We start from the raw sequence: 15,112 nt of genomic DNA, 5'->3' as shown, positions 1-15,112 counted from the left end.
ACGAGGACATGGATGAAAAAGCCCTCAGTGGTCACGAAAGTGTCGGCATTATGCCCCAAGGTGTAACTGCTTGTGCCGTCCCCGGGGTGGCTAATCACTGATTTTTTTACAGGCGGTCGGCCGCGGTGTCCAGAGAGTCGGGCAAATGACGCCTTAAACTGGTAAAGTGCCGGCCGTTATTACTTAAGAGGATTGTTCCAATGGCGACTAACCGTTCCCAGCGTCTGCGCAAAAAACTGTGCGTTGATGAATTTCAAGAGCTGGGTTTCGAGCTGAACCTGGACTTCAAAGAAGACTTGTCCGAAGAAGCCATTGACGCTTTCCTCGAAGCCTTCATCAAAGAAGCCATGGAAGCCAATGGTCTGGGTTATGTGGGCGGCGACGACTTCGGTCTGGTATGCCTGCAGAAGCGTGGCTCGGTCAACGAAGAGCAGCGCGCTGCTGTTGAAGCCTGGCTGAAAACCCGTAGCGAACTGACCGGTGCAACCGTCAGCCCGCTGCTGGACGTTTGGTATCCGGAAAAGCCGATCAACGCGGCTAAGTGATACTGAAAAAAACGGCGACCTGAGGGTCGCCGTTTTTTTTGCCTGGCGTTTGGGTGTTCGGCTTTGGATTTGCGGTGGAGCGGCCCCTCACCCCAGCCCTCTCCCGAGGGAGAGGGGGCCGATTGGTGGATAGTTGAAAACCTGCATTCAGCTCGGTATTCCAGGTCGGTGCGCATTCGGCAAACCACTCCGTCAGTTCCTTCTCCCTCCGGGATTGAGGGAAAGGGAGACGATGTGTGGGGTGTTCAAGGTTTGCATTCAGCTCGGTATCCCAAGTTGGCGCACCTTGCCAAACAACCCGATCAGTTCCCTCTCCCTCCGGGAGAGGGCTAGGGTGAGGGGCTTTTGATCTTACGCTTTACCCCAATTCAAAATCACCAGCGTCACAACCCCCGCAACAATCCCCCAAAACGCCGAACCGATGGAAAACAGCGTCAACCCCGACGCCGTCACCATAAACGTGATCAGCGCCGCTTCGCGTTCCGTCACTTCAGTCATTGCGATGCTCAAGCCATTGATGATCGAACCAAACAGCGCAAGCGCCGCAATTGACAGCACCAGTTCCTTCGGCAGCGCGGCAAACAGCGCCGCCAACGTTGCGCCGAACACCCCGGCGATCCCGTAGAAAATCCCGCACCACACTGCGGCGGTGTAGCGTTTGTTGCGATCTTCGTGGGCATGCGGCCCGGTGCAGATTGCCGCGCTGATGGCGGCGAGGTTGATGCCGTGTGAACCGAACGGCGCCAGTAACAACGAAGCGATGCCGGTCGTGGTGATCAGCGGCGAGGCCGGGACGGTGTAGCCGTCGGCGCGCAGCACGGCAATGCCGGGCATGTTCTGCGAAGTCATGGCCACGACGAACAGCGGAATGCCGATGCTGATGGTGGCCGCCAGCGAAAAGTGCGGCGTAGTCCACACCGGCGTTGCCACCTCCAGATGAAAACCGCTGAAGTCCAGCAGTCCCATGAAGCCCGACAGCGCGGTGCCGATCAGCAGTGCGGCGAGCACCGCATAGCGGGGCGACAGGCGTTTGACCAATAAATAGGTGAAGAACATGCCCAATACCAGACCGGTGCGGTGTTGCGCGGCGACAAAGATTTCGCTGCCGATCTTGAACAGAATCCCCGCCAGCAAGGCTGCCGCCAGCGATGCCGGGATCTTCTTCATCAGCCGTTCGAAACTACCGGTCAGCCCGCAGATCGTCACCAGCACCGCGCAGGTGATGTAGGCGCCGATGGCTTCGCCGTAACTCACGCCGCCAAGACTGGTGATCAACAACGCCGCGCCGGGTGTCGACCAGGCAATGGTGATGGGCGTGCGATAGCGCAGCGACAGGCCGATCGAGCACACCGCCATGCCAATCGAAATTGCCCAGATCCACGAAGAAATCTGCCCGCTGGTCAGGCCCGCCGCTTGCCCGGCCTGGAACATCAGGACCAGGGAGCTGGTGTAACCGGTCATCATCGCAATGAAACCGGCGACGATGGCCGAGGGCGATGTGTCCGCGATGGGGCGCAGTCGGGTGCGGGTGATGTCATTCATGACAGCGGTGTTCCTTATACAAATGAAGATGTCCGTCACACCAATGAACCATTGTGGGAGCGAGCTTGCTCGCGAAGACGGTATATCAGGCGACATCTGCTTGCTGACACACCACCTTCGCGAGCAAGCTCGCTCCCACAGGGGATTGAGCGTCAAAGGCGGATTCTGCTATCAAGCCTAAACTCAATCGTAACGAACCGTTGCAATACAGCCGTGGTCACAAACAGCCATACAGTCGTGTTGCCACCATCCATTGTGTACAATCGCGCTGTTTTTTACGCGATACTTGCCAGCGACCTACTGTGCCGTATTACAGTCACGGTCTATTCGCCGCAGTTCTCCCGACTCGAGTGCCCATGAACGAACAGTTGCAACCCCTCAAGAAACAACCGCGAGCAGGCAAAGCCGGCCGCAGCGGAACCCAGGACGATATTGTCTACGCGCACATCTTCGAGGCCATCCTCGAACAGCGTCTGGCGCCCGGCACCAAGTTGAGCGAAGAAGCGCTGGGGGAAATCTTTGGGGTCAGTCGCACCATCATTCGCCGCGCGCTGTCGCGTCTGGCCCATGAAGGTGTGGTGCTGTTGCGGCCGAACCGTGGCGCCGTCGTGGCCAGCCCGAGCGTGGAAGAAGCGCGTCAGGTGTTCATGGCTCGCCGTCTGGTCGAACGCGCGATCACTGAACTGGCCGTGTTGCACGCCACCGCCGAACAGATCGCCGAATTGCGCCAAATGGTCAACGACGAGCGCGACAGCTTCTCGCGCGGTGATCGCGGCGCCGGTATTCGTCTGTCGGGCGAGTTCCATCTGAAACTGGCGGAAGCGGCGAAAAACGCACCGCTGGTCAGCTTCCAGCGCAGCCTGGTCTCGCAGACCTCGCTGATCATTGCCCAATATGAAAGCGGTAACCGCTCGCACTGTTCTTACGACGAACACACCCAACTGATCGACGCCATTGAAGCGCGAAACGGTGAGTTGGCGGTGGATCTGATGATGCATCACATGGATCACATCGACAGCAAGCTCAACCTCGATGAGGAAGGCGCGTCGGATGATCTGCATGCGGTGTTCTCGCATTTGTTGCAGACCAGGAAGCCGGGGCGTCCTGCGGCCAAGCTTTGAGCTGATACCGAGTCGATCCTAATCGCTGGCAAACCAGCTCCCACAGGATTTTGTGGGGTTAGCAAATCTGCGATTCACCGAGAAACCTGAGGGAGCTGGCTTGCCAGCGATGCAATCTGACAGGCAACAAAAAATCCCCCGGGGCTGAACACCACCGGGGGATTTTTTTTGCCTGTGAAAACTTAGCGCTGATGCACCAGCGCACCCGCCGCATAAGTCTGCTGCACGGTCCGGTCATCGCCCAGCGTCATCAACACAAACAAGGTCTCGGCAATGTTATTCGCCTGTTTCAAGCGATAGCTCAGCAACGGCGTGGCGTTGTAATCCAGCACCAGGAAGTCAGCGTCGCTGCCCGGTTGCAGGTTGCCGATCTTGTCTTCCAGACGCAGCGCCCGCGCGCCACCCAGGGTCGCCAGATACAACGACTTGAACGGACTCAAGCGCGCACCCTGCAACTGCATCACTTTGTAAGCTTCGTTCAACGTTTGCAGCAACGAGAAACTGGTGCCGCCACCCACGTCAGTGCCCAGACCCACGTTCAACTTGTGCTTTTCGGCCATCGGCAGATTGAACAAGCCGCTGCCCAGGAAGAGGTTCGACGTCGGGCAGAACGAAACGGCGGAGCCGGTTTGCGCCAGTCGCGCACATTCGTCGTCGCACAGGTGCACGCCGTGGGCGAATACCGAGCGCTCGCCGAGCAGCTGGTAGTGATCGTAAACGTCCAGGTAGCCCTTGCGCTCCGGGAACAGTTCCTTGACCCACTCGATTTCCTTGAGGTTCTCGCTGATGTGGGTCTGCATGTACAGATCCGGGTATTCATTCAGCAATTGCCCGGCGAGGGTCAGTTGCTCCGGGGTGCTGGTCGGCGCGAAACGCGGGGTGACCGCATAGTGCAGGCGACCCTTGCCGTGCCAGCGCTCGATCAGCGCCTTGCTCTCGACGTAGCTGGATTCGGCGGTGTCGGTCAGGTAGTCCGGCGCGTTGCGGTCCATCATCACTTTACCGGCGATCATCCGCAGATCGAGTTTCTCGGCCGCTTCAAAGAACGAGTTCACCGACTGCGGATGAACGCTGCCGAACACCAGCGCCGTGGTGGTGCCGTTGCGCAGCAGTTCCTTGACGAAAATATCAGCCACTTCATCGGCGTGCGCCTTGTCGCCGAACTGACTTTCGCAAGGGAAGGTGTAAGTGTTGAGCCAGTCGAGCAGTTGTTCGCCGTAGGCGCCGACCATGCCGGTTTGTGGCAGGTGGATGTGGGTGTCGATAAAGCCCGGAGTGATCAGGGCATCTTGATAATGGTTGATTTCGATGTCTGCCGGCAGCGTCGGCAGCAAGTCGCTGGCGTGGCCGACGGCGCTGATCTTGCCGCCATCGACCACCAGCAGGCCGTCCTCGAAATATTCGTAGGAGGCTTCGATGCCGACTTCGGCAGGGTCGGCAATGCTGTGCAGGATGGCGGCGCGGTAGGCTTTGCGAGTCAGAGGCATGAGGGTTCTCTAATCAATTTGAGGCTTTGAGTTTGGTGGCCTGACTGCGGCGCGAAAGGGGCAGCAGTTTGGCAATCGGTTCGGCGCTGGCGGTGTGCTGGCCGAAATTGGCGTTATAGGTGGCGATGATTTCGCCGGCGATGGAGATGGCGATTTCCACAGGCAACTTGCCTTTGACTTCGCCAATACCCATCGGGCAGCGCATGCGTTGCACGACGCTGGCGTCGAAGCCGCGGTCACGCAGACGGTGTTCGAACTTGGCGCGTTTGGTCTTCGAGCCGATCAGGCCGAACCAGGTGAAATCGTTGCGCTTGAGGATCGCGGCGGTGAGTTCCAGATCCAGCTGATGATTATGAGTCATGACGATGCAATAGCTGCCGGCGGGCAGGTCATCGATTTCATCCACAGGCTCTTCGGCGACGATTTTACGGACGCCGTGGGGAATCTGCGCGGGGAATTCTTCTTCCCGGGAATCGATCCAGCGCACCCGGCAGGGCAGGCTGGCGAGCAGCGGCACCAGGGCGCGACCAACGTGGCCGGCACCGAACACGGCGATCTGCGCTTGCACCTGGCCCATCGGTTCGAACAGCAACACCGTGGCGCCGCCGCAGCACTGGCCCAGACTGGCACCGAGGCTGAAGCGCTCCAGATGAGTGTCCTGCTTGCCGCTGGCGAGCATCTCGCGAGCGATCTGCATGGCTTTGTATTCCAGGTGCCCGCCACCGATGGTGTCGAAGATCTGGCGGGCGCTGACGACCATTTTCGAGCCGGCATTGCGTGGCGTCGAGCCGAGCTCTTCGATGATCGTCACCAGCACACAGGGCTCACCCTGGTTCTGCAGGTCGGCGAGGGCGTCGATCCAGTTGTACATAGTTCACCCCTACAACATCGTTGTCTGTTCCGGCCTCTTCGCGAGCAAGCTCGCTCCCACAGGACAATGCTTTACATATGTGGGAGCGAGCTTGCTCGCGAATGGCCGCGCCTCGGTCTTAAAGCGGAGCCAGCTCGGTTTCAGCTTCGACGGCCTTCACCGCTTTCAACTGCCGCATCTGCTCACAGCCCCACAACACCCGCTCCGGGGTCGCCGGGGCATCGATCTGCGGTTGATGCTTGTAGTCACCAAGGCTCGCCACGGCGTCCTTGATTGCACACCACGCGGCAATACCGAGCATGAATGGCGGCTCACCAACGGCCTTGGAGTGGAACACGGTGTCTTCCGGGTTCTTGCGGTTTTCCACCAGTTTCACTCGCAGATCCAGCGGCATGTCCGCCACCGCCGGGATCTTGTAACTGGCCGGGCCGTTGGTCATCAGCTTGCCCTTGTTGTTCCAGACCAGCTCTTCCATGGTCAGCCAGCCCATGCCCTGGACGAAACCACCTTCAACCTGACCGATGTCGATGGACGGGTTCAGCGAGGCGCCGACGTCGTGGAGAATGTCGGTACGCAGCATCTTGTATTCGCCGGTCAGGGTGTCGACGATCACTTCGCAGCACGCCGCGCCGAAGGCGAAGTAGTAGAACGGACGCCCACGCGCCTGGCTGCGGTCGTAGTAGATTTTCGGGGTCTTGTAGAAGCCTGTGCTCGACAGCGACACCTGATTGAAATACGCCTGCTGGATCAGCGCTTCAAAGGTCAGGATGTGATCACGAACGCGTACATGACCGTTATGGAATTCGACATCTTCCTCGCTGACTTTGAAGTGCCGTGCGGCGAACTCAACCAAGCGTTGCTTGATGATCTCGGCGGCATTCTGCGCGGCTTTGCCGTTGAGGTCGGCGCCGCTGGAAGCAGCGGTCGGCGAGGTGTTAGGCACCTTGTCGGTATTGGTCGCGGTGATCTGCACGCGATCGATTTCGACCTGGAACACTTCGGCCACAACCTGCGCGACTTTGGTGTTCAGGCCCTGGCCCATTTCGGTGCCGCCATGGTTCAGGTGGATGCTGCCGTCGGTGTAGATGTGGATCAAGGCACCGGCCTGGTTCAAGAAACTCGCGGTGAAGGAAATACCGAATTTCACCGGGGTCAGCGCCAGGCCTTTTTTCAGGATCGGGCTGTTGGCGTTGTAGCGACGGATCGCTTCGCGGCGCTCGTGATACTGGCTGCTTTCTTCCAGTTCGGCGGTCATTTCCTCGAGCATGTTGTGCTCGACGGTCTGGTAGTAGTGGGTAACGTTGCGCTCGGTCTTGCCGTAGTAGTTGGCCTTGCGCACCGCGAGTGGGTCGAGGTTCAGATGACGGGCAATCGCGTCCATCACTTCTTCGATCGCGACCATCCCTTGTGGGCCGCCGAAACCCCGGTAGGCGGTGTTCGAGGCGGTGTTGGTCTTGCAGCGGTGACCGTTGATGGTCGCATCGCCCAGGTAATACGAGTTGTCCGAGTGGAACATGGCGCGATCGACAATCGACGCCGACAAGTCTGGTGAGCAACCGCAGTTGCCGGCCAGGTCCATGTTGATCCCGTGCAGGCGCCCGGTGCTGTCGAAGCCGACATCGTACTCGACATAGAACGGGTGACGCTTGCCGGTCATGAGCATGTCTTCGACGCGCGGCAGACGCATCTTGGTCGGCTGGCCGGTGAGATGTGCAACCACTGCGCACAGGCACGCCGGGCTTGCCGCCTGAGTTTCCTTGCCACCGAAACCACCGCCCATGCGACGCATGTCGACGACGATTTTGTTCATCGACACGTCGAGCACTTCAGCGACCAGTTTCTGCACTTCGGTCGGGTTCTGTGTCGAGCAGTACACAATCATGCCGCCGTCTTCGGTGGGCATGACCGAGGAGATTTGCGTCTCCAGGTAGAAATGTTCCTGACCGCCAATGTGCAGCGTGCCTTGAATGCGATGATCGGCCGTCGCCAGTGCGGAGACCGAATCGCCACGCTGGTGGGTGTGGCTGTCGAGGACGAAGTGGCGCTTGCGCAGCGCTTCGACCACATCCAGCACCGGTTCGAGGTCTTCGTATTCGATGATCGCGGCCATCGCTGCCTTGCGTGCGGTTTCCAGATCTTTCGCCGCCACGGCGAGCACCGGTTGCCCGACAAATTGCACATCGTCGATGGCCAGCAACGGGTCGCCCGGCATCAGCGGGCCGATGTCTTTCAGGCCCGGGACGTCTTCGTGGGTGATGGCGATGCGTACGCCTTCGAAGGCATAGCAAGGGCTTGTATCAATGCTGATGATCTTCGCGTGGGCGCGGTCCGACAGGCGTGCGTACAGGTGCAGCTGATTCGGAAATTCCAGGCGATCATCGATGTACTGCGCTTCACCGGACACATGTTTGGCGGCGCTGTCGTGCTTGACGCTGCGGCCGACACCGGTGGTCAGGTCCTGGGCGAACAATTCGGCCAGTTCAGCCTGGGTCTTCTCTACGGCGTGATGGTTAGACATAAGCGGTCACCCGAGTCTCGATGTGCGGTGTTTGCAGTTCGATGAAGTATTTGCGCAGCAGGTTCTGCGCGCTGAGCAGGCGATATTCCTTGCTGGCGCGGAAGTCCGAGAGCGGCGTGAAGTCTTCGGCCAGGGCAGCGCAGGCGCGTTCGATCACGGCGTTGTTGAACGGTTGGCCGATCAGCGCGGCTTCGCAAGCGGCGGCGCGTTTGGGGATCGCGGCCATGCCGCCGAACGCGACGCGGGCATCGCTGATCACACCGTTTTCGATGCGCAGATTGAACGCGGCGCAGACGGCAGAGATGTCGTCGTCCAGACGCTTCGAGACTTTATAGGCGCGGAACAACTGCTCGGCGCTGGCACGCGGGACGATAATCTTCTCGATGAATTCGCTTTCCTGACGCGCCGTGACGCGGTAATCGATGAAGTAGTCTTCCAGGTTCAGGGTGCGCCGGGTTTCGCCTTTGCACAGCACGATCTGCGCGCCGAGGGCGATCAGCAGGGGCGGCGAATCACCAATCGGCGAGGCGTTACCGATGTTGCCGCCGAGGGTGCCCTGATTGCGGATTTGCAGGGAAGCGAAGCGGTGCAGCAATTCGCCGAAATCCGGGTACTCGGCGTTCAACGCTTCGTAGCAGTCGGAAAGGCTGGTGGCGGCGCCGATTTCGATGCGGTCATCAAAACTGTCGATGCGCTTCATTTCGGCGACGTTGCCGACATAGATCATCACCGGCAGCGTGCGGTGGAACTGGGTGACTTCCAGCGCCAGGTCGGTGCCGCCCGCCAGCAGGCGCGCTTGTGGGTAAGCATCGTAGAGATCGGCCAGATCGGCGACGGTCAGCGGCACCAGGCAGCGCTTGTCGCCGCTGTTGAGTTCGCCGATATCGGTGGGGGCAATGGCTTTGAGCCGGGCGATGGTGTCCGCTTCGCGGGCGTCGAACTGATCCGGTTGCTTGGCGCAGCACGACTGCTCGGCAGCGGCCAGAATCGGCCGATAGCCGGTGCAACGGCAGAGGTTGCCGGCCAGCGCTTCGTGGGCCTTGGCGCTATCCGGCGCATCGCTGTTCTTCTGCAGCGCGAACAGCGACATGACGAAACCGGGGGTGCAGAAACCGCACTGCGAACCGTGGCACTCGACCATGGCCTTCTGCACGCTGTGCAGTTCGCCTTTGTGCTTGAGGTCTTCAACGCTGATCAATTGCTTGCCGTGCAAGGACGACACGAACGTCAGGCATGAGTTGAGGCTGCGATAGCGAATATGTTCGCGACCGTGGTCATCCGTCTGCAACTCGCCGACCACGACGGTGCAGGCGCCGCAGTCACCGCTGGCGCAACCTTCTTTGGTGCCGGATTTGCCGACGTGTTCACGCAGGTAATTGAGCACAGTCAGATTCGGGTCCAGGGCGTGCTCGCTACGGAGTTCCTGGTTAAGTAAAAACTGGATCACGGAAGGCCTCGCAGACTCATTATTGTTGTTAAGCGACTTGAGCCGAATTTAGCAGCTCTGACTTTTCGGTCAATGGTTTTCTGACTTAAAGGTCAAGAAAATGCATTTCGTCGATCAACAACCTGTCTATTCAGTATTGACCCTCATCGAGTCCCCTGCCTTTTTGCGGGAATCGTGCCAAAAACCGCTGAGTGGGCACTCCGCCATGACCTTGCATTTGCGCTACACTGCGCCGCTTGTGCAGATCGATAGAATTTGAAGGACACCATGACGTTCAAGGCCCCGGACAGCCTCGCCGAGCAAATTGCTCACCACCTCGCCGAACGCATCATTCGTGGCGAAATGAAGCCGGGAGAGCGCATCCAGGAACAGAAGGTCACGCTGGCGCTCAACGTCAGCCGCGGTTCGGTCCGCGAAGCCTTGCTGATCCTCGAGCGCCGCCACCTGATCGCGATCCTGCCGCGCCGTGGCGCGCATGTCACCGAACTGACGGCGCACAAGGTGCAGAGCCTGTGCACGCTGATGAGCGAGCTGTACATCCTGCTCGGCAATTCGGTGGCCAATGGCTGGCAGGTCCAGTCGGACATGGCCCCGTTCGTGCAGATTCAGCAGCGCCTGACCGCCAGCTACGAGCGTCAGGACATCCGCACGTTCGTCGATGACAGTTTCAACGTCATGCGCGCCGCGTATCCGTTCGCCAACAACCCGTACCTGCAAGAAACTGTCGAGAACCTCCAGCCGGCCATGAGCCGCGCGTACTTCCTCGCCCTCGAACAGCGCAAGGCGGAAATGAGCGAGTTCCTCGAACTGTTCGAGCGCCTGCTGGCTGCCGTGCTCGCCCGTGACCTGCCGCAGATCCGCATCGTGCTGACGGCTTACGCCCAGCGCAGCTGCGATCTGGTGGTGTCTGCCCTGACGGTCGCCTAAGCGTGCGGCTCAAGTGCATCAAACTGGCGGGATTCAAATCCTTCGTCGACCCGACCACGGTGAACTTCCCCAGTAACATGGCGGCGGTCGTCGGGCCGAACGGTTGCGGCAAGTCGAACATCATCGACGCCGTACGCTGGGTGATGGGCGAAAGTTCGGCGAAAAACCTGCGTGGCGAGTCGATGACCGACGTCATCTTCAACGGTTCGACCAGCCGCAAGCCGGTGAGCCAGGCGAGTATCGAACTGGTGTTCGACAACTCCGACGGCACGCTGCTGGGCGAATACGCGGCTTACGCGGAGATTTCGATTCGCCGCAAAGTGACCCGCGACAGCCAGACCACTTATTACCTCAACGGCACCAAATGCCGTCGCCGTGACATCACCGATATCTTCCTCGGCACCGGTCTGGGCCCGCGCAGCTACTCGATCATTGAGCAGGGGATGATCTCCAAGCTGATCGAGTCCAAGCCTGAAGACCTGCGTAACTTCATCGAAGAAGCGGCGGGCATCTCCAAGTACAAGGAGCGCCGGCGCGAGACCGAAAACCGCATCCGCCGCACCCACGAAAACCTCGCCCGTCTGACCGACCTGCGCGATGAGCTCGAACGTCAGCTCGAACGCTTGCACCGTCAGGCCGAGGCCGCCAGGAAGTATCAGGAATTCAAAGCCGAGGAGCGTCAGCTCAAGGCGCAACTGTCGGCCCTGCGCTGGCAGGATCTGAACGATCAGGTCGGCCAGCGCGAGTCGATCATCGGCACCCAGGAAATCAGTTTCGAAGCGCTGGTCGCCGAGCAACGTAACGCCGACGCGGCGATTGAACGCTTGCGCGACGGGCATCACGACCTGTCCGAACGCTTCAATCTGGTGCAGGGCCGCTTCTATTCGGTCGGCGGTGACATCGCCCGGGTCGAGCAGAGCATTCAGCACGGCCAGCAACGTTTGCGTCAGTTGCAGGACGACTTGAAAGAAGCCGAGCGCGCGCGACTGGAGACCGAGTCGCATCTGGGCCACGACCGCACGTTGCTGCTGACCCTTGGCGAAGAGCTGGACATGCTCACCCCCGAGCAGGAAATCACCAGCGCTGCTGCCGAAGAAGCCGCCGCTGCACTCGAAGATTCCGAAAGCGTCATGCACGGCTGGCAGGAGCAGTGGGACGCCTTCAACCTCACTGCTGCCGAACCGCGGCGTCAGGCCGAAGTGCAGCAGTCGCGCATTCAGCAGCTCGAAACCAGCATGGAGCGTCTGGCCGATCGCCAAAAGCGCCTCGGCGAAGAGCGTGCGTTGCTCTCGGCGGACCCCGAAGACGCGGCGATCATGGAACTCAACGAGCAGCTCGCCGAGTCCGAAGCGACCCTTGAAGATTTGCAGACCAGCGAAGAAGCCCAGGTCGAAAAGCTTGAGCAACTGCGTCAGGAACTCCAGCAGGCGCTGGCCGCGCAGCAACAGGCGCAGGGCGATTTACAGCGCCTCAATGGTCGCCTGGCCTCCCTTGAAGCCTTGCAGCAAGCGGCGCTCGATCCGGGCACCGGCACCGCTGAATGGCTGAAGGAACACAACCTCGCTGAGCGTCCGCGTCTGGCTGAAGGCCTGAAGGTCGAGGCCGGTTGGGAGCTGGCGGTAGAAACCGTGCTCGGCGCCGATCTGCAAGCGGTGCTGGTCGATGATTTCAGCGGCTTCGATTTGTCCGGGTTTACACAGGGCGATTTGCGCCTGCTCAGCCCTGGCACCGACGGCGTGCGGGTGGCAGGCAGTCTGCTGGACAAAGTCGAGGCGCAGATCGATCTGTCGCCGTGGCTCGGTCAGGTCAAACCGGTCGACAGTCTGGAGCAGGCATTGGCCCTGCGCGGCCAGTTGGGCGTCGGGCAGAGTGTGATCAGCCGCGACGGCTATTGGGTCGGCCGGTACTTTTTGCGCGTACGACGGGCCAGTGAAGCGGAAAGCGGCATGCTCGCCCGTGGCCAGGAAATCGAAGCGTTGCATCTTGAACGCGAAGAGCGTGAAGCCACGGTCGAAGCCATGGAAAACCGTTTGCAAACCCTGCGCGCGCAGCAGCGTCAGCAGGAAAACGGTCGTGAGCATCTGCGTCGTTTGCTGCAAGACGAAGCGCGTCAGCAAGGTGAACTGAAAGCGCAACTGTCCGCCGGTAAAGCGAAGGCGGAACAGCTGACATTGCGTCGTACCCGTCTGGATGAAGAGCTGGTCGAACTCGGCGAACAACGTGCGCTGGAGCACGAACACATCGGCGAAGCGCGCATGCATTTACAGGAAGCCCTCGATGCGATGGCGCTGGACACCGAGCAGCGCGAGTTGCTGCTGGCCCAGCGCGACAGCCTGCGCGAACGCCTCGACCGCGTGCGTCAGGAAGCGCGGCAGCACAAGGATCACGCGCACCAACTGGCCGTGCGTCTCGGCTCGCTGCGCGCGCAGCACGACTCCACGCGCCAGGCGTTGGAACGTCTGGAAATGCAGTCCGAGCGTCTGACCGAAAAGCGTGAACAGCTGAGTCTGAATCTGGAGGAGGGCGAAGCACCGCTGGAAGAACTGCGCCTGAAACTCGAAGAGCTGCTCGACAAGCGCATGACCGTCGATGAAGAACTCAAGACTGCGCAGATCGCGCTCGAAGATGCCGACCGCGAACTGCGCGACGCAGAAAAGCGCCGCACGCAAGCCGAGCAGCAATCGCAGCTGATCCGTGGTCAGCTCGAACAGCAACGCATGGAGTGGCAGGCCCTGACCGTGCGCCGCAAGGCCCTGCAGGATCAACTGCTCGAAGACGGCTACGATCTCAACGGCGTGCTCGCCACATTGACTGCGCAAGCCAGTGAACGCGAAGCCGAAGAAGAACTCGAACGGATCAATGCGCGGATTCAGCGTCTGGGCGCGATCAACCTCGCGGCCATCGACGAATACACGCAACAATCCGAGCGTAAACGTTATCTGGATGCGCAGGACGCCGATTTGGTCGAAGCGCTGGAAACCCTGGAAAACGTCATCCGCAAGATCGACAAGGAAACCCGTAACCGTTTCAAAGATACCTTTGATCAGATCAATGGCGGATTACAGGCGCTTTTCCCAAAAGTTTTCGGTGGTGGCCGCGCGTATTTGGAACTGACGGGCGAAGATCTACTCGATACAGGGGTGACGATCATGGCGCAGCCGCCAGGGAAGAAGAACAGCACCATCCATTTGCTCTCCGGCGGGGAAAAAGCCCTGACCGCGCTGGCACTGGTTTTTGCGATCTTCAAGTTGAACCCAGCGCCGTTCTGCATGCTCGATGAAGTTGACGCGCCACTGGACGACGCTAACGTTGGACGCTACGCACGCTTGGTCAAAGAGATGTCGCAGACCGTGCAGTTCATCTATATCACCCACAACAAGATCGCCATGGAAATGGCCGAACAGTTGATGGGCGTAACGATGCATGAACCGGGCTGTTCGCGACTGGTAGCGGTGGATGTCGAGGAGGCGATGGCAATGGTGGACGCCTAGCGGCGCAGCTTTGAGCTACAAGCTAGAAGCTTGCGGCTCGAAGCCTGAGCGAAGCGAGCCCACAATTTGCGCAGCGATTTCGACAGACGGTGTAAAGTTGTCTATGGTCGTGCTAGTTTAATGTCAATTTTTCGTATACGTGGGCAAAACGCCTGTCAGAACATAGAGTTGGCGCCACGTTTTAAAGCGGTTTGCACAGTGTAAACCCCTTATTTTTCAGCATTTTTTATAGAGGCACGGGATTACATGGAAATCGGTCTGCGCGAGTGGCTGATCGTCATCGGCATCATTGTGATAGCCGGTATTCTTTTCGATGGCTGGCGCCGGATGCGCGGCGGCAAGGGAAAACTGAAATTCCGCCTTGATCGAAGTTTGTCCAACCTGCCGGACGAGGACACCAGCCCTGAGCTGTTGGGCCCGGCCCGCGTACTGGACACACACAAGGAACCGCAACTGGACGAGCACGATCTGCCGTCGGTGAGCATGCCGGCCCGCGAAGCACGCGAGCCTCGCGAATCCGGCGCCAAACGTGGCAAGCGCGGCAGCAACGGTCCGGCCCAGGGCGACCTGAACCTCGATCTGGATCTGGACGGCGGCCCGAGCTTCAGCAGCCGTGACGACTTCGTAGAAGACGCCAAGCCAGCGTCTGCTGCGGTCGAAAAGGATCAACCGCAAGCCGAAGAAGTCCTGGTGATCAGCGTGATTTGCCGCGACGCCGCCGGTTTCAAAGGCCCGGCGCTGTTACAGAACATTCTGGAAAGCGGGTTGCGTTTTGGCGAGATGGATATTTTCCACCGTCACGAAAGCATGGCCGGCAATGGTGAAGTGCTGTTCTCCATGGCCAATGCGGTCAAGCCGGGCATCTTTGATCTGGACGACATCGACCATTTCAGTACCCCGGCGGTGAGCTTCTTCCTTGGCCTGCCAGGTCCGCGTCATCCGAAGCAAGCCTTCGACGTGATGGTGGCCGCAGCCCGCAAGCTGTCCCAGGAATTGAACGGCGAGCTGAAAGATGATCAGCGCAGCGTTCTGACCGCGCAGACCATTGAGCACTACCGTCAGCGCATCGTCGAATTCGAGCGCCGCGCCCTGACCCAAAAGCGTTGATTCCAAAGGTTGCCTCGCTATCCGGGGCAATCAGCAATATAGATTGAGCAGCCTCG

The 15,112-nt window shown here is 59.8% G+C and carries 10 protein-coding genes; 5 read left to right on the top strand and 5 right to left on the bottom strand.

What is annotated here, in order from left to right; all coding sequences use genetic code 11:
* Positions 1–200: 200 nt before the first annotated feature.
* The gene (locus AB4P91_RS23660) at positions 201–545 is read left to right on the top strand and encodes a YggL family protein (protein WP_042558513.1); all 345 of its coding nucleotides are present in this window, start codon (positions 201–203) and stop codon (positions 543–545) included.
* 351 nt (positions 546–896) lie between these two features.
* Here AB4P91_RS23660 and AB4P91_RS23655 read toward each other — a convergent pair whose 3' ends face one another.
* On the bottom strand, positions 897–2,087 hold the full coding sequence (locus tag AB4P91_RS23655) for a benzoate/H(+) symporter BenE family transporter (RefSeq protein ID WP_395603832.1): 1,191 nt from the start codon (positions 2,085–2,087) through the stop codon (positions 897–899).
* Positions 2,088–2,443: 356 nt separating this feature from the next.
* Here AB4P91_RS23655 and AB4P91_RS23650 point away from each other — a divergent pair, with 356 nt between their 5' ends.
* Positions 2,444–3,208, top strand: a complete 765-nt coding sequence (locus tag AB4P91_RS23650; protein ID WP_150594610.1) for a GntR family transcriptional regulator — start codon at positions 2,444–2,446, stop codon at positions 3,206–3,208.
* Positions 3,209–3,390: 182 nt separating this feature from the next.
* Here AB4P91_RS23650 and guaD read toward each other — a convergent pair whose 3' ends face one another.
* The 4 genes from guaD to xdhA all read right to left on the bottom strand — a co-directional run bounded on the left by guaD (position 3,391) and on the right by xdhA (position 9,531).
* Positions 3,391–4,695, bottom strand: coding sequence for a guanine deaminase (gene guaD / locus AB4P91_RS23645; RefSeq protein WP_150597037.1), 1,305 nt, complete (start codon positions 4,693–4,695; stop codon positions 3,391–3,393).
* A gap of 13 nt (positions 4,696–4,708) precedes the next feature.
* On the bottom strand, positions 4,709–5,566 hold the full coding sequence (xdhC, locus tag AB4P91_RS23640; protein WP_150594611.1) for a xanthine dehydrogenase accessory protein XdhC: 858 nt from the start codon (positions 5,564–5,566) through the stop codon (positions 4,709–4,711).
* Positions 5,567–5,684: 118 nt separating this feature from the next.
* Complete coding sequence (xdhB, locus tag AB4P91_RS23635; protein ID WP_395603831.1) at positions 5,685–8,084, bottom strand: xanthine dehydrogenase molybdopterin binding subunit; 2,400 nt, start codon at positions 8,082–8,084, stop codon at positions 5,685–5,687.
* Positions 8,077–9,531 (bottom strand): xanthine dehydrogenase small subunit, encoded by a 1,455-nt coding sequence (xdhA, locus tag AB4P91_RS23630; protein ID WP_150594613.1) that lies wholly within the window; start codon positions 9,529–9,531, stop codon positions 8,077–8,079. Before xdhA ends, xdhB begins: the two co-directional genes overlap by 8 nt.
* Positions 9,532–9,798: 267 nt before the next feature.
* On the opposite strand from xdhA, the gene AB4P91_RS23625 reads away from it, so the two are divergent.
* The 3 genes from AB4P91_RS23625 to zipA all read left to right on the top strand — a co-directional run bounded on the left by AB4P91_RS23625 (position 9,799) and on the right by zipA (position 15,056).
* Positions 9,799–10,458 carry a GntR family transcriptional regulator gene (locus tag AB4P91_RS23625; protein ID WP_042558520.1) on the top strand — a complete coding sequence of 220 codons (660 nt, stop codon included), beginning with the start codon at positions 9,799–9,801 and terminating at the stop codon, positions 10,456–10,458.
* Between the two features lie 2 nt (positions 10,459–10,460).
* Positions 10,461–13,949, top strand: a complete 3,489-nt coding sequence (smc, locus tag AB4P91_RS23620) for a chromosome segregation protein SMC (protein ID WP_395603830.1) — start codon at positions 10,461–10,463, stop codon at positions 13,947–13,949.
* Positions 13,950–14,195: 246 nt separating this feature from the next.
* Positions 14,196–15,056: a cell division protein ZipA gene (zipA, locus tag AB4P91_RS23615; protein ID WP_150594615.1), complete on the top strand. Its 861-nt coding sequence runs from the start codon at positions 14,196–14,198 to the stop codon at positions 15,054–15,056.
* Positions 15,057–15,112: the final 56 nt, after the last annotated feature.

Origin of the sequence: Pseudomonas sp. B21128 (assembly GCF_044218865.1) — a bacterium.
Lineage (GTDB): Bacteria > Pseudomonadota > Gammaproteobacteria > Pseudomonadales > Pseudomonadaceae > Aquipseudomonas > Aquipseudomonas iridis.
This window is presented reverse-complemented; position numbering and strand designations above follow the sequence as displayed.

Excerpts from the sequence above, each read along its gene's own strand:
- AB4P91_RS23660 (WP_042558513.1), top strand. The coding sequence starts at position 201 with ATGGCGACTAACCGTTCCCAGCGTCTGCGCAAAAAACTGTGCGTTGAT.
- AB4P91_RS23655 (WP_395603832.1), bottom strand. The coding sequence starts at position 2,087 with ATGAATGACATCACCCGCACCCGACTGCGCCCCATCGCGGACACATCG.
- AB4P91_RS23650 (WP_150594610.1), top strand. The coding sequence starts at position 2,444 with ATGAACGAACAGTTGCAACCCCTCAAGAAACAACCGCGAGCAGGCAAA.
- guaD (WP_150597037.1), bottom strand. The coding sequence starts at position 4,695 with ATGCCTCTGACTCGCAAAGCCTACCGCGCCGCCATCCTGCACAGCATT.
- xdhC (WP_150594611.1), bottom strand. The coding sequence starts at position 5,566 with ATGTACAACTGGATCGACGCCCTCGCCGACCTGCAGAACCAGGGTGAG.
- xdhB (WP_395603831.1), bottom strand. The coding sequence starts at position 8,084 with ATGTCTAACCATCACGCCGTAGAGAAGACCCAGGCTGAACTGGCCGAA.
- AB4P91_RS23625 (WP_042558520.1), top strand. The coding sequence starts at position 9,799 with ATGACGTTCAAGGCCCCGGACAGCCTCGCCGAGCAAATTGCTCACCAC.
- zipA (WP_150594615.1), top strand. The coding sequence starts at position 14,196 with ATGGAAATCGGTCTGCGCGAGTGGCTGATCGTCATCGGCATCATTGTG.